General features: G+C 30.6%; 18 protein-coding genes. 1 reads left to right on the top strand and 17 read right to left on the bottom strand.

All coding sequences use genetic code 11. From position 1 onward, the window contains the following. Window positions 1-75: 75 nt before the first annotated feature. From ERL59_RS02745 to ERL59_RS02720, 6 genes are all read right to left on the bottom strand, one after another. On the bottom strand, window positions 76-723 hold the full coding sequence (locus ERL59_RS02745; RefSeq protein ID WP_160644258.1) for an MOSC domain-containing protein: 648 nt from the start codon (window positions 721-723) through the stop codon (window positions 76-78). A gap of 208 nt (window positions 724-931) precedes the next feature. Further along, a complete protein-coding gene (locus tag ERL59_RS02740; protein WP_160644256.1) occupies window positions 932-2,494 on the bottom strand; it encodes a glycosyl hydrolase family 18 protein in 1,563 nt (520 codons plus the stop codon). Between the two features lie 217 nt (window positions 2,495-2,711). After that, a complete protein-coding gene (locus ERL59_RS02735) occupies window positions 2,712-4,613 on the bottom strand; it encodes a glycosyl hydrolase family 18 protein (RefSeq protein ID WP_160644254.1) in 1,902 nt (633 codons plus the stop codon). Window positions 4,614-4,879: 266 nt separating this feature from the next. Further along, window positions 4,880-5,770, bottom strand: coding sequence for a PhzF family phenazine biosynthesis protein (locus ERL59_RS02730; protein WP_160644252.1), 891 nt, complete (start codon window positions 5,768-5,770; stop codon window positions 4,880-4,882). Window positions 5,771-5,798: 28 nt separating this feature from the next. Next, the gene (locus ERL59_RS02725) at window positions 5,799-6,545 is read right to left on the bottom strand and encodes an SDR family NAD(P)-dependent oxidoreductase (protein WP_160644250.1); all 747 of its coding nucleotides are present in this window, start codon (window positions 6,543-6,545) and stop codon (window positions 5,799-5,801) included. Window positions 6,546-6,579: 34 nt separating this feature from the next. Further along, a complete protein-coding gene (locus ERL59_RS02720; RefSeq protein WP_160644247.1) occupies window positions 6,580-7,347 on the bottom strand; it encodes a nucleotidyltransferase domain-containing protein in 768 nt (255 codons plus the stop codon). Between the two features lie 754 nt (window positions 7,348-8,101). Between ERL59_RS02720 and ERL59_RS21375 the strand changes: the two genes are divergently transcribed. Beyond that, the gene (locus ERL59_RS21375; RefSeq protein ID WP_328699892.1) at window positions 8,102-8,647 is read left to right on the top strand and encodes a DUF6886 family protein; all 546 of its coding nucleotides are present in this window, start codon (window positions 8,102-8,104) and stop codon (window positions 8,645-8,647) included. 12 nt (window positions 8,648-8,659) lie between these two features. On the opposite strand, the gene ERL59_RS02715 is transcribed toward ERL59_RS21375, so the two are convergent. The 11 genes from ERL59_RS02715 to ERL59_RS02665 form a co-directional block, all read right to left on the bottom strand. Next, window positions 8,660-9,343: a carboxylesterase family protein gene (locus ERL59_RS02715; RefSeq protein ID WP_160644245.1), complete on the bottom strand. Its 684-nt coding sequence runs from the start codon at window positions 9,341-9,343 to the stop codon at window positions 8,660-8,662. 66 nt (window positions 9,344-9,409) lie between these two features. Next, window positions 9,410-9,943, bottom strand: a complete 534-nt coding sequence (locus ERL59_RS02710; protein ID WP_201763454.1) for a DUF1572 family protein — start codon at window positions 9,941-9,943, stop codon at window positions 9,410-9,412. 108 nt (window positions 9,944-10,051) lie between these two features. Then, entirely contained in the window at window positions 10,052-10,768 is a 717-nt protein-coding gene (locus ERL59_RS02705) for an MBL fold metallo-hydrolase (protein ID WP_160644243.1), read from the bottom strand. A 336-nt stretch (window positions 10,769-11,104) separates the two neighbouring features. Continuing rightward, window positions 11,105-12,574 (bottom strand): FHA domain-containing protein, encoded by a 1,470-nt coding sequence (locus ERL59_RS02700; RefSeq protein ID WP_160644241.1) that lies wholly within the window; start codon window positions 12,572-12,574, stop codon window positions 11,105-11,107. 3 nt (window positions 12,575-12,577) lie between these two features. Further along, window positions 12,578-13,084, bottom strand: coding sequence for an A24 family peptidase (locus ERL59_RS02695; protein ID WP_160644239.1), 507 nt, complete (start codon window positions 13,082-13,084; stop codon window positions 12,578-12,580). A gap of 27 nt (window positions 13,085-13,111) precedes the next feature. Beyond that, window positions 13,112-13,636 (bottom strand): TadE/TadG family type IV pilus assembly protein, encoded by a 525-nt coding sequence (locus ERL59_RS02690; protein WP_160644237.1) that lies wholly within the window; start codon window positions 13,634-13,636, stop codon window positions 13,112-13,114. A 37-nt stretch (window positions 13,637-13,673) separates the two neighbouring features. Then, the gene (locus ERL59_RS02685; protein WP_160644235.1) at window positions 13,674-15,827 is read right to left on the bottom strand and encodes a DUF5702 domain-containing protein; all 2,154 of its coding nucleotides are present in this window, start codon (window positions 15,825-15,827) and stop codon (window positions 13,674-13,676) included. Window positions 15,828-15,846: 19 nt separating this feature from the next. Then, the gene (locus ERL59_RS02680; protein WP_160644233.1) at window positions 15,847-16,815 is read right to left on the bottom strand and encodes a TadE/TadG family type IV pilus assembly protein; all 969 of its coding nucleotides are present in this window, start codon (window positions 16,813-16,815) and stop codon (window positions 15,847-15,849) included. A 32-nt stretch (window positions 16,816-16,847) separates the two neighbouring features. Next, the gene (locus ERL59_RS02675) at window positions 16,848-17,066 is read right to left on the bottom strand and encodes a Flp1 family type IVb pilin (RefSeq protein WP_160644231.1); all 219 of its coding nucleotides are present in this window, start codon (window positions 17,064-17,066) and stop codon (window positions 16,848-16,850) included. A gap of 9 nt (window positions 17,067-17,075) precedes the next feature. Continuing rightward, on the bottom strand, window positions 17,076-17,744 hold the full coding sequence (locus ERL59_RS02670; RefSeq protein WP_160644229.1) for a type II secretion system F family protein: 669 nt from the start codon (window positions 17,742-17,744) through the stop codon (window positions 17,076-17,078). Between the two features lie 138 nt (window positions 17,745-17,882). After that, window positions 17,883-18,623 (bottom strand): type II secretion system F family protein, encoded by a 741-nt coding sequence (locus ERL59_RS02665; RefSeq protein WP_160644227.1) that lies wholly within the window; start codon window positions 18,621-18,623, stop codon window positions 17,883-17,885. Window positions 18,624-18,629 lie beyond the last annotated feature (6 nt).

The following is an 18,629-nucleotide window of genomic DNA, read 5'->3' as shown; positions in this document are numbered from 1 at the left end:
GACCCTCAAAGATAGAGTCTTCCTAAAATGACCACTCAGTTCATCATTTTATGTATATAATTAGTGTCGTACAAATTAGTTGCTATTTAAAATTTCTTCTAATCTTTTTTGGAACTTCTCTCGTAAGGAAGTTTTTAATTCTACAACTTTTATGGCTCTTTTCAATAAATCTATATTTTTTTGATTTGTATAATGCAGTTTATTTACATCAGAAACAGACAGTTGTTCAGGATGTCTTTGGATAAGTTTTAAGGTGTCTCCTGGTTTAATATATCCTTCTTTTAACACACGAAAATAAAAACCGGTATATCCACTGTCACTAACCATCTTTGCGAATTTATCATTGTTAAATTTTTTTGCTAAAACTCTACAAGGTTGTCTCGGCAAACTCACTTGTAGCTTGGTTTCCCCAAGTTCAAAAATATCACCAATACATATATCATCCTCGGAAATGCCCTTTACAGTGAGATTTTCACCAAAAGACGGAATTTCTACTTTATGATTCAACTGTTGCTCCCAATGCTCGTAATAATCATAACAATATAAACATAACACCTGATCTTTTCCACCGTGATGTTCTAGGTCAGCTTGTTCATCTCCATTGATAATTGTAGAAGAAACATATACTTTTTCTGCTATAGGAAATTTATTTATGGCTGAAATTAATCCATCATCTATTTGTTTTGACTTCCCAATATTTATTGACTTCACTTCATATTTCATGACCACTCCCACTTCCTTATGTATGTTATATAAGATAATAAACCTATCTTATCAAGGAAGGGATTATTTTACAATGTACAAATTATTCACAATATAAAAGTATTGTCATCATAAAGAATCTAATCAAGAGGGAAAATTCTATAAAAAATATGCATGAAGTTTCCAAGACCTTCATGCATATTATCTTTTCCTAACAACTAATAAATTATTATTGTAATCCTTTTTCAACGGCTGCCCAAAAACCATCATTAGTAGATCCAATTTCCCAAACGGATACACCTGCTAAACCATATTGATCGATCAATTCCACTTTATCAATTACACTTTCACTGTCTTCATACCAAACAATATGTTCTTGTCCATTAGCATCTGTATATGTCAAATATGGAGAATTAGCAGCTTCATCACGATACATTTTGGTGCTTTCATTATTAGTCATAATTTTTGAAAGTTCACTCCACAATATTGTTTTATTTTTTGAAGAATCATCTAGATTCCAATCATAACCGTAAGAGGGAATTCCTATTAATATTTTATTATAATCGATTTGAGAAACTGCATATTTCACTACGTCTTCTACCCAATTTAATCCTGAAACAGGACCAGCTGAGCCCCAAGGACCATTTTGATCATAAGACATTAATTGTACATAATCTACAATTTCTCCTAATGCAGCATAATCAAAGGCTCCACTCCAAGCCGCATTTGGATTGTCAGATGATTTTGCTGAAACTGAAACGATAACTTCATATCCTTTAGGTTGTAATTGATTAGCTAGTTTTTGCACAAACTGAGTATACACATCTCTATCCTCAGGATGCATATTTTCAATATCTAAATTAACACCATTATAATCATAATCTTTTAATAACTTTTCTATATTATTTATAGTTCTCTTACTTAACTGTTCATCATTTAATATAAGGCTTGCTAAATCTGAATCAAAATCATGACCGTTGTTAATTGCAGCATAGGTTGTAATATTATTATCATTTGCAAAATTCACGCCTTTTTTTGCAAATAAGCCATCAATTTCCCCTGATTCAGTTAATGTAAATGTAGTGGTGGCAATAGAATTTATAGAATCTTTATATAACATTAATGAATCATATGATGACAAGTCTTGTGAACTATATTTTGTATAAAAAGCAAGAACTTTTTTATCTTCTACATCAGATAATGAACTCTTTTCTTTTACTATACTAAATACTGAATAAGCTGATTCTACTAAAAATTTACGATTGGCAGAAATAGTATAATCCTCATGACTTTTTATAAATTTCCAATTCAGTGCAGCTGCAACATAATTGACTGCCCAAGTACTCACATTACCTTCAACATTTTGTTTTTTTGCTATTTTTTCACCATTTATTTTCTCATATCCAACGGTTAACATTTTAGCAAACTGCTCATAAGTTACAGTTTCTTTGGGTGCAAACTTACCATCACCAATTCCATTAATAATTCCAAATTCAGCTGCAGCTTCTATATATTTATAAGACCAACTACTCTTATGAACATCAGAAAAAGTAGGATCCTCAGAAATATTTGATAAATCTAATTCAAACAAAAGTGCAATAATTTTTGCTGCCTGCTCTCGATTCATTTTATCTTCTAAATGAGGTAATCCATCTTCATACCCACTAAATATTTTTTCATCTTTCAATTCCTTAAACATTTGTTCAGTAGTTTTTGCTTCAACCGTAGTAAATGTAGTCATTAATGAAAATACCATGGCTGACGTAAGTAATGCCGATAAGATTTTCTTCATGGTAAAATCTCCTTTAATCGTTGAATTTTTTAAAATAAATGATGAAATCAACAATAAATATATATTAATCTATTAAAAATACTTCCAAAAATACAGTTAATATAATAACAGCAAATATTTTATATATCTACCAGCAAATGTTTCCACGAATAGATATCATTACAGTTACAAAAAAAAATAGCCTTTCGGCTATTTTCAGTACTTTTATTTATATAATCTAGTGATGTTGTATACCTTTTTTTATGGCTTTCCAAAAATCTTCATTACCGTAGTCAACTTCCCATATAGAAACTCCAGCAAAATTATAATCATTAACTAAGCTTACTTTTTCACTAATACTTTGGTCATCATCGTACCATACCACATGTTGATTTCCTAAATCATCTATATATTCATAATAAGGTGTTTTTGACTTATCATCTCTTTTTGCAGTAATACCACCTTGAGAAAATGTTCTACTTACTTCTTTTTGACTTATTGCTTTATTATTAGAAGTACCAGATAAATCCCAATCAATTGCGTAGCCGGGGATTCCAATTATTATTTTATCTGATGGGATCTGAGAGTCTGCATAATTAAATACGTTTTGTAGCCAATCATAACCTGAAACTGGACCAGGCTCGCCCCAAGTTCCATGTTGATCATAGGACATTAGTTGTATATAATCTACAATTTCACCAAGCGCAGCGTAATCAAAAGCTCCACTCCATGCTGCATTTGGGATGTCCCTGGTTTTTGCAGTAACCGAGACGATGATTTCGTATCCTTGAGGTTGTAATCTATTAGCAAGTTCATCTACAAACTGAGTATATATTGCTCTATCGTAATAATACATATTTTCAAAATCTAGATTAACCCCTGCATAGTTATAATCTTTCACCAAAGTTTCAATATTATTTATCATTTTTGATCTCTTATTGTGGTCATTCAATACATCATTAGCTAATTGAGAACTAAATCCATTAGAATCATGATTTCCGATTGCTGCATACGTATTCAAGTTATTATTATTTGCAAAATCTATAGCATCAGTAGGGTAATACCCTTCTATTTCACCTAAATTAGTAATACCAAATGTTATAGTAGAAATAGCACTCATATAGTTATGAAACGTATTCAATGCTTGAAGTGAGGAATTATCTTGAGCAGTATATTTAGTATAGTACGCTAAAACTATGGGCTCATCCTCACTTACTTCTGTACCTGAACCTTCACCTGGGTCTGTGCCTGAACCTTCACCTGGGTCCGCTCCGGAACCGTTTCCTGGGTCTGTGCCTGAACCTTCACCTAATTCCGTTCCTGTGCCGCTTCCTGGGTCCGCTCCTGAACCGCTTCCTGGGTCCGTGCCTGAACCTTCACCTAATTCCGTTCCTGTGCCGCTTCCTGGGTCCGCTCCTGAACCGCTTCCTGGATCCGTTCCTGAACCTTCACCTGGTTCTGTTCCTGAGTCGCTTCCTGGATCTGTGCCTGTGTCATTACTATTAGTTGAACCACTATTTCCTTTAGAAGGGGAAACTACTGGTTTTTTAACAGTATTCAAAAATTTCTTTTCTGTTATATATGCCGCCTCTACCAAAAACACACGATTAGCATATTTTTTATAATCTTCGGTTTCTTCAATCAATCCCCAATTTAGTGCTGTTGAAACATATTTCTTAGCCCATCCACTCACATGATTTTCATCTACTAGTTTTTCTTCAGAAATTTCATCATTTATGGCTTGACTATATCCAATAACTAACATTTTTGCAAACTGTTCATATGAAACTTGATCAGTTGGAGTAAATTCATTGTTTCCTATTCCATTGACAATTCCGTGATTAACAGCAGTTTCAATATATTGATGTGACCATCGATCTAGAGGAACATCAGTGAACGTCTGCTCACTTGAAGATTCAGAAGTATTTAAATTAAAAATAAGGGTAACAATTTTTGCTGCTTGTTCACGAGTCATTTGATCTTCTAAATGTGGCAATCCGTCCTCATATCCACTAAATATGTTTTTTTCCTTTAATGAATCAAACTTTTCTTCCACACTTAATGCACTAACTAAACTCAATGAAGTGAATAACAAAAATACCATGGTTAATGTAAGTAATAACAATAAGATTTTCTTCATGGTTTCCCCTCTACTTAAAATATTTTTAAATATTCGTCTTAAATAGACACGAATTTAAAAATACATATAGTTTATCCACTCAAACTTATATCAATAGTTATTAAAGATTAATATAAAAGCATTTACATACATATATGTATTGCTAAATTCCTAATGATCATATCAATTAATTTTTTAATAGACTACCAGTAAATCATGCCAATTCTTGAATAAAGGAAAAAACCACCTTTGAAGGTGGCTGTTACTTTAAAGTAAGTACTCCATATTTATATTGTAATTTTAAATTCTTTTACAAAAACTGCAGTACCATATATTCCTACTTCATATCCGTCAGAAGTTTGTTCTACATTAACTGATACTCTTCCATCCCTATCAATCTCTTGACCTTGTTCTACTAGAATTGATAACTTATTCGTATCTCGTTCATTATAGATGTATTTTGCAAAATACGCACCCATTACTCCAGAAGCTGTACCTGTCACTGCATCCTCAGTCGTTCCTGAATATGGTGATGAAAAATGCCTACCATGCATATCTGCTAAATCATCGTATGTTTCTAAGCAAAAAGGATGAACAGATGACTTTGGCAATTCTTTTAAAATTTTTGGAAACAATTGATTATTAGGTTTCATTTTTTGAAAGGATTCAAGTTTTTTAATAGGTATTAGTAACGTCCAAATCCCTGTACTTCCGTATGTAATTGGAAATTGTAAGTCTATATCCTCTTTCGTTAATCCTATTGATTCAGCTAGCTTATTTACTTGAGATTTACATGGTAAAAACTTGGCAGGAGTTTGTTGCATATATATGCCCAAATGCTCTCCTTCTTCATAAGTACGAACTGGCAATTGTCCTGCATTTGTTTCAATTGTAAATAAATCTTTAGTTATTTGATTGTTGGTTCTAAGTGCATAAATGCTAGCAATTGTTGCATGGCCGCATAAATCTATTTCATGTCCAGGAGTGAAAAATCTTATACGTATATCTGAGTGATCTGACTCAAGAATAAATGCTGTTTCATTAAAACCAGCAATTTTTGCAATTCTTTGCATTTGATTTTCATTTAAATGATCTGCACTTAGAACGATACCAGCAGGATTTCCTTTGTTAGCAATTTCACTAAATGCATCTATATGTAAAACCTTAATTTCATTCATGGTGTTTATCTCCTTGTTCGTTTTGTGTTTACCTCATATAACAACCGTTATTAATATCAAATACAGAACCAGTAAAATTACGAGCAGCATCTGATAAAAGAAAAGCAACCGTATTGGCTACATCTTCAGGTTGTAATCTCTCATTTAACAATTCCTTTTCTCGATATTCATTTATCCGCCACTCTGGAATATCTTCTAGCATATTTGTTTCTACTAATCCAGGTGTCACCGCATTAACTCTAATATTAGGAGAAAAATTAAGTGCACAACTTTTTGTTAATCCAATAATTGCAGCTTTCGTTAATCCATATACCGCATCCGTACTACCTTCCTGCCCTGAGACAGAAGAGATGTTCACAATAGATCCCTTATCTTTACGGTGTAATAATAATTCTCCAAAAAGTTGTGAAAAGTAAGTAGAACCTTTTATATTTACGTTAATGACTTTATCCATCAGCTCTGGAGTGTAATCTAGTAAATCTCTACCTAAATAAATTCCAGCATTGTTTACTAGACCATCAATTTTAGAGAATTTCATACTAATAATTGAAAAAAATTGTTTTACATCTTTATGATCTGAAACATCTACTGGAAAAACAAAAAGTGGATTATCATAAAATCTATATTTTAATTTTTCAAGTTTTTTTAATTGTTTATTATTAAGGTCACAGGCAATTACGGTCGCACCTTGCTCTAAACATTTAATTGTAATTGCTTCTCCTATTCCCCCTGCCGCTCCGGTTACGATCATCGTTTTGTTAGCTAATTCATTCATGCTCATCACCTTATATATGTAATATATTCTAATTTTACCAAACTTCTTGTAAAGTCTCTAAAAATATTTTATCTAATTCGTCATCGTTATTCCATATAACTTTAGAAACATTCTGAGTATATTGTTCATAATATTGTATAGTTTCTTCTATAAACAGGTGAATTTCATTAATTTTGGGCTCCTTATCTAGTTCTTCACCTGTCTTTTTTTTATGTAATAATTCAAAAATCTGTTCTTTAAGTTGCCCTTCTGGAACAAGAGATGAAACTAGAAATTCAAACTTCAATGGAGGAGGAGATTGTTTTAACTCCATCCATTTACAAGCTAATAATGGTCTGAGAACATAAAAGTATTTTTTGATTTTCACTTCGTTTTCTTGTAAATAGTCTCTAAAGTTGCCTTTTGCCATATTTAAATAATGATGTAAACATGATTTTGGAGAAAACGATACAGAAACTAGATTCCTAATTTTTTGAGCAGTTGTAAAGGATTCTGAATATACAATGTCGGATTGCAACCATTCTAATAATGGAGGATTTGACTTTTTAAATAATTTTAATGCTTTTTGTAAATCCCATCCATTGATATCTAATAAATCATCAATTGGTAATTCAATCACATCTCTCTTTTCTTTAATAGACAAATACCAATCTCTAGTATGGATATAGATAAACCTTACATCATAATCACTGTCCTGTGATGCAAACCCCCATGCCCTGCTTCCTGATTCACAAGCATATAAAATTTTTACTTGATGTTCTTTTTCTATCTTAACGAGTTCCTGTTTAATTATACTTCTCACAGTAACCAACCCCCTACGATTTTTTACTGCTGTTCAATAAGTTCAGTTTTGTTTTCAGTACAGAAGATTATCTTTATACGATCAACACTTCATTGGGGGGACTTAAACACCTTTATAATATCGTTTTTTCGTATTCCTTTCTTAAAAGTGAATACATTTTTACATATTCATCATTCTTTTTAAAATATTTGTTCTCTTAAAGTCCCTTCATAAGTCATCCCCATCTTTTGCATGACTCTTTCATAACCTACATTTTCAACATTGCATCTCGATTCAACTCTGTTTTACCTTCATATGATCAAAAGAAAATTTGATCAAAGTTTTTGAAGCTTCAGTAATGAGTCCTGGTTACAATAAACAAATTAACCTACAATTAATGTTTGATCCTCTATATGTTCAATTCCCCATATACATGTACATAAAAATATCTTCTATTTTTATTTTATCATTCATTTTCTCCACCCCATCATCTTTTATAACAACGAAACTGAAACAAACGTAATTTGAATGTAATTAGAGATTTTACTTTGTTTAGTAAATGTTGTCAACAAAAATTTATTGTGATCATCTGTTGCTAAACAATATTAATTTGTTATAATACTCCAGTAACGAAAAGGGGGAAATTATGAACAAACATTTTTCTATATGGAGGAGAGGGAACCAATTATGGAATTGATGAAAGTACATATGTTTATTTATTAAATGAAGAGATTCAAAATATCCAAGTAAGTGGAGTTTATTCTATTGAAAAAGTATTTTAATTAGCAGACTATTATTTAGGAGGAGGGATAATATTATCTTATTCCATTTTAGTGAAGATCCAAACATCAAAAAATTTGAACCCCGAAAAAGCAGTGCATTTCCAGATCTACCATCAGTTGTATGGTCTATAGACAAAAACAATGCACCTCTATATTTTTTTCCACGAGATTGTCCAAGAATAGGGTATTGGCCAAAGCTTGATTCCAATACAGTAGATGTACAAAACTTCCAAAAGTCTACAAACGCAGAAAAAGTTATAACAATTGAATCTAGATGGTTACAGACGATTAGAGGAACAAAATTATATGCATACCATTTTTCAAGTGAATCATTCACTTGTTTTGATGAGGAGGTTGGATATTATATATCTACTGAAACCATTATTCCACAACAAGTTGAACCCGTAGGAGATTTAATTGAACATTTAGTCGAAGCTAAAGTCGAATTAAGAATTACTCCTTCTCTCTTTCCTTTAAAAAACTCACTACTTTCCTCAACGTTACATGTTTCAATGATACGAATGAGGAATGCAAAATGATAAATTTAACATTTATAATGATTCAATATTCTCATTTTTATGACTTAACAACCATTCGTAAATTTCTTCGTTCTCATATGTCCTTGTCCATGAGTCATGACCCAAATGAGGGTATATTGTAAACTTCACTTTTCCACCAACTTGATGTAAAGCATTTACCATTGCTTCTGAATGATGGATAGGAACCGCATCATCTTCAGCACCGTGAAAAACCCAAATCGGTGTATTGTTTAGCTGATTTATTCCATCCCTAAATTTAACTAAAGGTAACGACACACCACAAATTGGAATTATCGCAGCAAACAACAATGGGTATTTTTCAGCTAAACACCATGCACCATATCCCCCCATACTAATACCTGTCAAATAAATACGAGAAATGTCCACTTTATAGTTTTGCACTACATCTTGAATTAAAAAATATAACATTTCTAATTCTCTATCCCAGACCGAGTCTACTGGACATTGTGGAGAAATTGTAATAAAAGGAAAATCATCTTTTTCCCCTACTATTTTGGGTATGCCGTGTTTTTTAATCAGTTCAAGATCATCTCCCCTTTCACCAACTCCGTGAAGAAAAAGAATTAGTGGTTTCTTTTCATCTGTTTCATGATACCCTTTGGGTAAGGATAATAAATAATCAACAGAGGAGGTATGAGAAATCTTTGTAGTATAATTATTTTTAAATTGTTGCAAAAATAGCCCTCCTTAAAAGAATGTTATTGTAACTATCACAGTATCATAAATTACAACATGATTCCTCTATGTATTCTTGTTCATCATACGTTTATTAAATTCTTTTGATTTACCTTTTGGAATACTTAAGGAGTCCCATGAACTTGAAAGTAGTTTAGATAAATATACAATTTGACCAACATGGTAGGAATAATGTGAAACCTGCCTTTGGATCGCTTGTATTACAGTAAGAGGTTGACTTCGAATTGTAATGATTTTATTTAAATCATTTTCTTCTAAATTATGTATAGCATTAAATACAAAATCCCACCCTTCATTCCAGATTGAAAACAATTCTTCTTTAGTATGAATAGAGCCTTCAAATTCACTATCCCGATTCCTCCCTGAAGATTCTCCATCTACTTCTAGGAAGTGTTCCCACCTTGATTTCATATTCCCATGTAAGTGTTTAACTATAATAGATACACTGTTTGAATTTTCATTTTCTGAAAAATTGATATGACTTTCATCTACTTGTATAATTGCTCTTTCACCCAGTGATTTCAATCCTTCAAAGTTTTGTATGACGGTTTCTAAGTAATGTTTTCCAATACTGTTCAAAATAGTACCTCCTTAAGTAATCTAATTTTTCTATGTTATTTATATTTTTTATGCAACTTGTTTTAACTTAATGAATAATAGAATGGATGAAATGAATTAGAAAAGTTTTTATTCTTTAATTAATTCTATCACGTCTCCAGGTTTCAATACCTCTTTATTCTCAATATTAAACATTCTTATATTTTCTTCATTATAAAATCCATCTTCACCTGTACTAATTGGGATTACTTTTTCAGCATTAATAATTTTAGCTACTACAGTTGCTTCAATTGGGTCCATATTATATATACCATCAATTGGCAACAAAGCATAGGTTATATTTAAATTTGATAATAATTTCATTTCCTCTATATTCGATGTATCTCCAGCATGATACAACATAACATCTCCTAGTTCTAAAATATAACCAAATGATTCTTCTTTTTTATGAAATTCATTATAAGCAGGCACAGCATAAATTTTTATGCCTGCTATCTTAGTAGAAGGAAATGTACTTGAGGTGCTTTTATCCTCAAAATCAAAAGATGGGGTAATATAAACAGTGTCTTTTTTGGCTTCTACTTTTTCTATATCAGAATGATCATAATGAAAATGTGTAATTAACACAATATCTGCTGGCTCATCATAGTTCTCACCGGACCAAGGATCTATATAAATGACCTTACCTTCATTTGTAACAATTTTTATACTGGAGTGTCCTAAGTATTCAAGGGTAGTATGATCTAGATTAGAATTACTAGAGTGAATACACGCAGTAAATAATGTGCTAGAAATAATGACAAATAAAAATAATGGTATCGATTTCATTAGTTTTAAAGATTTCATTATAAATCTCCTCTCACATAAAGTAAATATATATCCAATATCATATGCCAGGTTCATTTATTAATAATTAGCTCATATATTATAAAAAGATTATTACATTGAATATAAAAATCTTTCTTTGTATATTTATTATATTTTTATAACATATCTTAGGTCTAGAGTAACATATTTTATACTGTTTTGTAACGCTTACAAGCAAAAAGTTTAAATTATTTCATATTTAATAAAACAAAAGCCCCTTATTAGAGCCTTTGCAAGCTTAAACTATTTACTAATCTTCATAATTATTCATTTATATATAAATTTATACATTTTATTATAGTTATTCTATGCTTATTAAATTATATCATGGTTGACTATGGTGAATTTCATATCTACCGAAATGAAATTAATGCGGTCATTATGATTTAATGAATATGTTTTATAAGGAGTTAGTTTCTCATCATTTAAAAAACTTCCATTTTTTGAACCAAGATCCTTAATTTCATATTGCCCTTCATCAACTTTTATAATTTCTAAATGAGCTCTTGAAACCCCCACTTTGTTAATTACATAGTTTACTATCGTTGGATCTCTTCCTATCAAAAAATGTTCAATATTTATATCTACTCTTTTAGTTTCAGAATGATCTGAATTCGAAATATTCAAATATACTTCATCCGTTTGTTTTACTTTATTTAATTCAAATGAATTTCCAGATTCTAATAAGACAGTTTGATCTGATGGAGTTAATATCGTCGTATGATTGGGCAACTGTTTGAAGTATGTTTCATCTTGTGATTGTTCAAATATCTCCACTAAACTTACATCTTTTTTTATTGAATCCGTTTGAATAGCAGATGCTTCTTTAGATTCAGATTCAGTTTCTGTACTATTTTGATCATGCTTTTTTGCAAGCAAAAATATAAAAAGATTTACAATAATCATAAAAATAGATACTCCAATAGCTATAATGTAAAAAAATGATGTTAGGTATGTTAAATAAATCCTCCATAACATTGCAACGATCAAAACTGATATCGTAATGATAATAGTATGGTTTTTTCCATGGATTATATCTAAGAACTTAGTAAATGGTGCTGAACTTATGATTTTATCAATATAGGCTTCACTTAAAGGGTGAATGCTGTCATCTGATTGAGGTATGTTCGTTTCATCCATATGATTAAAATTAATCCATTCATTCATTTCGTTATTATTATCTTTTTCCAATCCATCATCTAACCATTGCAAAACTTCATCTTTTATCATTTGTAAAGATACATTATTTTCACTTAATAATGTGAGTATTTTTTGTAATTCATTTTCTTTCATATCTTGTACAAATTCAGTTAATGTTAAAACTAAATCTTTTACCTGTACATTGACAGGTTCCTTTGAATTTAATTGTTTAACGGGTACGTAAGTTAAGTAAATATCAGTTACATCTCTGCCAATAAAAATAAAATCAGGGTGAATGATATAATTTAATTCATTTAATAACATCGCTTTATGTTTATGAATGATACTTACTATTTGTAGTACAATTTTGTAAAATTCTTTTATCGTAATTTGACTTACTTTTAATTGTTGACTAAGCATTCTTTTGTTTGTGTATTCAAATAAAAGACGTACGTTTAAATTATGTTCATCTATTTGCATGGGCAATAATTGGTGTGGCAAATTAGCTTCTATCATATTGAGTTGTAAATTGGATAATAAGTCCCTTCTTAAATTAGGCTTTGATAATGTTATGTAAAATCCATCTTGATGTATATAATCAAAATGGAAGTCCACAATCTTACCTACAAAAGTTTCACTGACCATCTTTTATATCACACCTTTCAATAAAAACAAATGAATATATGTAGCAACAACCCCAGGTAAAACTCCAATCATAAATGGAAACTGCAAATTATCATTTGTTATAAACGTTTTTATAAACTTAATGTCTCGATATATATAAATATTTAAAATATATACATAAACAGACTTCATACGACTCCAATTCTCTTTTTTAAAGATTAAAATACATATTCCAAAGATGAGTGAAAATAAAATTGAATAGGCTAGAATATAAATCGATACATCTATACCAACCCATGCACCTATTGCACCGAACAACTTAACATCACCAGCTGCTACTGCCCTAATTGAATATAATAAAATCGTAAAAAACATTGCAATAAAAAAACCTATAAATGAAAACCACAGTCCATTAAGACCATTCATAGCAGTATGAAAGACCCATCCCATTACTAGGGCTGTCATTGAAATCACATTTGGTATTTTATGAGTAGTTAAATCTGTATAAAAAGCTAATAAAATAAAAATCAATAAAAAGTAATATTGAATCAGTTGAGATCAACCTCCAATCCATACACGTTCGAGTGACTTTTTCTGAATAATAACTTCTCGCTCGATAAATGGAAGTAATAAATTCATAGAATAACTAGCTTCTATGCCGAAATAGGCACTCTGTTTATCTTTTAAATTTGGCAAGATCACTTTTATTACTTGAACCTGATCTTTTTGTAATAAACCCTCATCAATAAATAACAATAAATACGGTAAAAACATAGTATTTAAAATATCATTTGTGATATTATTTATATTTTCTTTTTGTAACTCTACTAATAAATTCATTTGCACAGGGATCATGTTAGTCATATCATTTTGAAAGGTTTGAATTGATTGATGATTGTTTAATATATAGATAGGATATACATGAGTCGCAGTTATTTTCGTTGCTTCATTCACTGCTTGATGAAGGGCCATTTCTGCCAAAGCAATTTGTAAAAAAGAAACAAGTGCCAGAAAAGCGGATATAAATATAGGTAATACTATACTTGCTTCTAATACCAGACTTCCCTGATTATTTCTTAACATACTCATCCCACTCCCAATGTAAACTTGAACATTTGCTCTAATAGGTGAAAAATATAGTTTTATTCATGATTATCTCATCACCTCGTACATTTTTACTCAACATTTCCATCATTCGTGGAATAAACCATAAGCCAATTGAAGTTTCAACTGATGCTTCTACACTGACAAGTTTTAGGGTTAAATCTTGATTTGTATTTAATTCTATTAACGACAACATTCGACTGATCATGTTGGAATCATTGCTATGTAAAAACAGAAAAACTCTTAAATAATCCTTATAATCTAGACTTATACTTTTAGATAACTTTTGAGATAATTTCACTTCTTCACCTGAAATAAGTTTTTGCATATCGTTATATGCTTTAGTTGCTCCTTCTGCTATTGCCCATAAAAATGATAATAATGGAGAACCTGCCTTAAGGATAGATTGTTCAGGATCACTCAAAGCTTCCATTGTTCTTATCGCTAAACGAAGTAAAAAAATTTCAGAAAAAGCTGAGCTTTGATTTAGTTCACAATGATTAAAACCATAGAGTATATATTCAACCTCTTGATTAAATAAAGTGTGATGCTTAGGATCTGATAATTCATTTGAGTCTTCGTATGTTCTGTAGTTAAATTTTGAAAGAGCAAATTCATTCATATATACTTCATCTCTTACACTTAATAGTGCAGCTGATAGTTTATCCACTATAGACATTGATTGCTTACCTATATCTTCTGCACCATTTTTTAAATCAATGGAGGAATTCATAGATTCCTTTACTTTGATTTGATTAAATTGATCATATTTTTCCTTATAATCTTCTAATTTTCCATATATAGGTTGCTCTGTATCATTACATGAATGTAATAACTGAGCAATTTGTTTTAATTGGTTTTCTGTTTTTTGACGTTGCTCATCTTTTTGATCTTTTATTTTAGCGTTATTATCCATCCGTTTATTTTCAAAAAAGAATTGTTTGCTATAAAATTCTGATCCATAATTCAATACTCTTTCATTGGCATCTAGCAGTTTTTGATGCCGAATTATATAATCTGATCCAGTTAGCAGCTTTTTTGAATCAAATTGTGATTTCATTCCACTAAATAAACTGATGATAACTCCTATTTCACTCTCTATCTTTCTAAAATAAGTTCGATCATAAGTACTTATGTACTCTCCCCCCATTATTTTTTCATTTTCTAATTTATCAACTAATTCATCATTTACTTTTAGTGCTTTTTGTATATTTGAATTTATCGATGTTTGTGCACCTATTAGCTGTTCGTAGTCCTTATTTAATTGCAATTCAGTAATTAAAATAGTTTCTGCATATTGTTCTATTTTTTTGACTAAAGTTTCAAGATCATAAATTCGATCCTTAATTTCATTCAACCACTGTTTATACTTATTAACTTTTGATTGAAAACTAACCTTTTCTGTCTCAGTTTCACTCTTTTCTTTTTTTTCATTGAGAACGTCTATCTTATGTCGATAGTTATCTACATCTTGTTGTAAATTTTTCATTTCCTGTCTAATTTCATCAACTTGCTTAACTCCAATTTCACCTGCTAAATGATGAATCTCATTAAACTGCTGATCATAATAATGATAGTATCTTCCAATCTTGCCTGAAGATCCTAGTATTTGCTGTATTTGTAACCATGCAGAATCCAAGTTCTTCTCTCTATCAATAATTAACTTTTCGATATCTCCTGCTTGTTTTGAAAATGTAGACGTTCCTTTTAAATCATCGGATAAACCCTCTTGTTGAAATGGTTCTAATACACTCAACACAAATTCAATCGGAGCTCTATATTTCATCTCCTCTAGGATTTGTCTCTGAAATATGTCTTCATTGGCTAAGGAATCGATTCCTGAAATTTCAAATGAATTTAATACTAAAGAGCTTAGCTGTATAGTATTTTCTAACTTAGAATAAGACAGGTTCTCCTCATACACTTCTTGAAATATTTTCAAAGCATCCTCTTCACTTGTAAAGGTATATAATCCATAAGTTTGTAAGCGACCATCATAACTAGATAAAATAGAGCGAATGGAAGATCTTATAATTTTTTCAGATTGTAAATCTGCAATTTTGATTCTAGCAAAATCAATCAAAACAGTATTAAACATAAAAATGCCAATAAATATGATCATAAAATAGATAGAAACAGACCCTGAATTTGATTTTAAAAAATCCCTCAATTCACACCCTCCATTAAAATTAATCATGGATGACTACTACAATCCCTTTGCTTTCCAGCTCAGATACAAATGCTTTAGAAGGACCTACCGTGACAGTTTGATTATGTTTTCTAAAAAAATGCCAAATGACGCCTCTCACTTCTTCTCCATTATTTAATAACTCAATATCCTTTACCATTTGAGAGCGAAGTTGATTCTCATTAAACGTTAAGTAGGCTTGATGTGCAATACCATTACTATCTAATGCATCTATTTTTCTAATACCATAACTTGTATGAAGTTTATATTTGTTTCCTTTAACTAGTTTTTCTAAATAAATAGCTGCATCACCATGTTTTGCAAAGGAAGTTGGACTCTCAAAATCAAAAAACTGATTAAAAGCATCCTTGACTTTGTTCTGATTTATCTTACGTTGCTTTAACTCTTGTATATACGTACGTAGTAAATCAATATTCCGGATAAATTCTACAGGTTCGGTTATAGAGGATTCAACATATGAATAAACATGATTATTCATTTTCATTACTTTTGGAATTTGAATGAATCTATTTAATTCAACTGACACTTTACGTGATACTAAATGGTTAGAATAAACGATTTTACCAATGAAAGAATCAGATAACAAATGAGCACTATTTTGCATTTTTTTTAGGACACTACTAGAGCCATTCGCATTGTTTTGTATAGGGAGTTCTAAAACCACTTCTCTTTCATTAGATCCAAATAAAAAAATCTGTGAGATCGAATCCTGAAACGCTCTCCAATAAAGATCGTCCAATGTCTCAGATGAAACCCTTCCAGTGATAGGATCTTTGAAACTGTTATCCCAATTAAATGAAATTCTTTCTGCTGTTAATGATGAGATGGAATATAATATTACTTTTTGATAAATAAATAACGATAAGAAAAGAGTAGATAATGTAACGATAAAGATAATAGGCAAAACCAAGGTGGATTCAATAGTGAAGTTCCCTCGTCTATCTTTCAAAATAGACAGAGACTTCCCGATGATTTTCATTTTTAATTACCTGATGTTGTAGGCTCTTTGATACTATCCAAATTTGTTTTCATTTCATTTTGTGTTTCATCAAACAAAGTATTTACCCAAGAAATAATCCATTTACGAAAAACGATAGCAATGGCTACCAACACACCTATGATTAGTAAGATTTCTAATGTTCCAAGCCCTTTTTCGTCTTTCCACAGTTTTTTTAATTGAACCAGTACATTTTTTTTCATTTTTTCCCCTCAATTCATCATTAATATTGCAGGAGCTGCAACCACTAAAATTACGACTATAAATACAAGAATCATTGGAAAAATTAATTTGCTAGAGGCTTCCTCGCCTAAGGTTCTAGCCATTGTTTTACGTGAAGTCCATAATTGATGAGACAAAGTTCTTAAAGACAAACTTAGCTGTTCTCCCCCACGCCGATAATTCATTAAAATTGTATTTGTAAAAATAGAAACTTCATGAATTCCAATCCTTTGACTTAATTCTTCTAGAGCTTGTTGAAACGAAACATTGTTTTTCAATTGCATACATACCTTTTGAAATTCTAGGTAAAGAGGATGAATAGGATTTCTTTTCTCACTTTCCACAGATTTTATCAATGCTCTTTGTATTTGTTCACCTGCATTAACTAATAGGGCAATCTTATTTAACAAAATTGGCAACTCCATTAATATCTCTCTTTTCTTCCTGTTAACTCTTTCAACCAACTCTCTATACAACAAAAAAGGTAATACAATGAGAAGGATCAATCCTACGACCAATAATTCAATACTCGTACCTATAAAGAATACTACTCCTATGAAAAAAACTATCATACATATTGATGCAGAAATGATTTGTGCCATATACATTTTTTTATAAGGAATCACTTTTTCAGAACCATATAAAAACTGGAGTTTCACATGTAATGACTCCATCTTATAGGAAAAATACTCCATCAATTTTAGCCGGTCTATTATATACAGTGAAATAGGATTTAGAAAATTTAGTTGAAATGGATCACCAAACTCTCTTACATATATAAAATAACTCTTCATCGTTTACACCTGTATCCTCATCAATTTGTGGCTGATTATAAAACTGAGAATTAAAAAGATTAGAGCCACAAACATGATGATAGACCCCTTTCCTTGATATAATGGAGCCATATATTCTGGGGAGCTGTAACGCAAAATCACTATAAATACAAATGGAATAATATTCAATACCCTTGTCTCGAACTTTTTATTTGAGATGAGGACTTGAATCTCTTGTCCAATCTCAATTTTATCTCTGATCATATTTGTCGTTGTACGAATCACTTCTACTAAATTTCCACCTGTTCTTGTGCAGATTTTAAACACTTCAACAAAATTGGAGATATCTTCGATCTTTGCACGGTCGCTAAAGTTTTGAAATACACTTTCAACTGAGGCACCATTCCTAATTTGTAAATTCATCATCTTAAACTCTTGAATAATATACGTATTTTCATTAGGGTATATTGTTCTTAAATCTTCCAATGTATAAACAAGTGCCTTTTCAATTGATCTCCCTGCTGATAAAGAAGAAGACAAACTAGCTAGAGCCTGTTTAAACTGTAAAATTAACTCTTCTCTCCTCTTTATGTTTAACTGCTGCGCTCTATATTTAGGAATAAATAAAGCACATGCTGCAAAAATAAAACTAATGATGAAATTCATAAAAAACACATAAGTAATTAGAAAAAATACACACCCGGCAATAAACAATGTCAAAATATATTGTTTTTTTGACAAAGAAAAATGAGTATAGTCAATCATAATCAC

Origin of the sequence: Chengkuizengella marina, from assembly GCF_009910845.1 — a bacterium.
GTDB lineage: Bacteria > Bacillota > Bacilli > Paenibacillales > KCTC-33759 > Chengkuizengella > Chengkuizengella marina.
The sequence above is the reverse complement of the archived record's forward strand: the minus strand, read 5'-3'. Positions and strand labels throughout refer to the sequence as shown.

Bases quoted from the DNA above. Each gene is read 5' to 3' on its own strand.
- ERL59_RS02730 (WP_160644252.1), bottom strand. From the start codon at position 5,770: ATGAATGAAATTAAGGTTTTACATATAGATGCATTTAGTGAAATTGCT.
- ERL59_RS02705 (WP_160644243.1), bottom strand. From the start codon at position 10,768: ATGAAATCTTTAAAACTAATGAAATCGATACCATTATTTTTATTTGTC.
- ERL59_RS02690 (WP_160644237.1), bottom strand. From the start codon at position 13,636: ATGTTAAGAAATAATCAGGGAAGTCTGGTATTAGAAGCAAGTATAGTA.
- ERL59_RS02665 (WP_160644227.1), bottom strand. From the start codon at position 18,623: ATGATTGACTATACTCATTTTTCTTTGTCAAAAAAACAATATATTTTG.
- ERL59_RS02740 (WP_160644256.1), bottom strand. From the start codon at position 2,494: ATGAAGAAAATCTTATCGGCATTACTTACGTCAGCCATGGTATTTTCA.
- ERL59_RS02735 (WP_160644254.1), bottom strand. From the start codon at position 4,613: ATGAAGAAAATCTTATTGTTATTACTTACATTAACCATGGTATTTTTG.
- ERL59_RS02725 (WP_160644250.1), bottom strand. From the start codon at position 6,545: ATGAATGAATTAGCTAACAAAACGATGATCGTAACCGGAGCGGCAGGG.
- ERL59_RS02700 (WP_160644241.1), bottom strand. From the start codon at position 12,574: ATGGTCAGTGAAACTTTTGTAGGTAAGATTGTGGACTTCCATTTTGAT.
- ERL59_RS02745 (WP_160644258.1), bottom strand. From the start codon at position 723: ATGAAATATGAAGTGAAGTCAATAAATATTGGGAAGTCAAAACAAATA.
- ERL59_RS02675 (WP_160644231.1), bottom strand. From the start codon at position 17,066: ATGAAAAAAAATGTACTGGTTCAATTAAAAAAACTGTGGAAAGACGAA.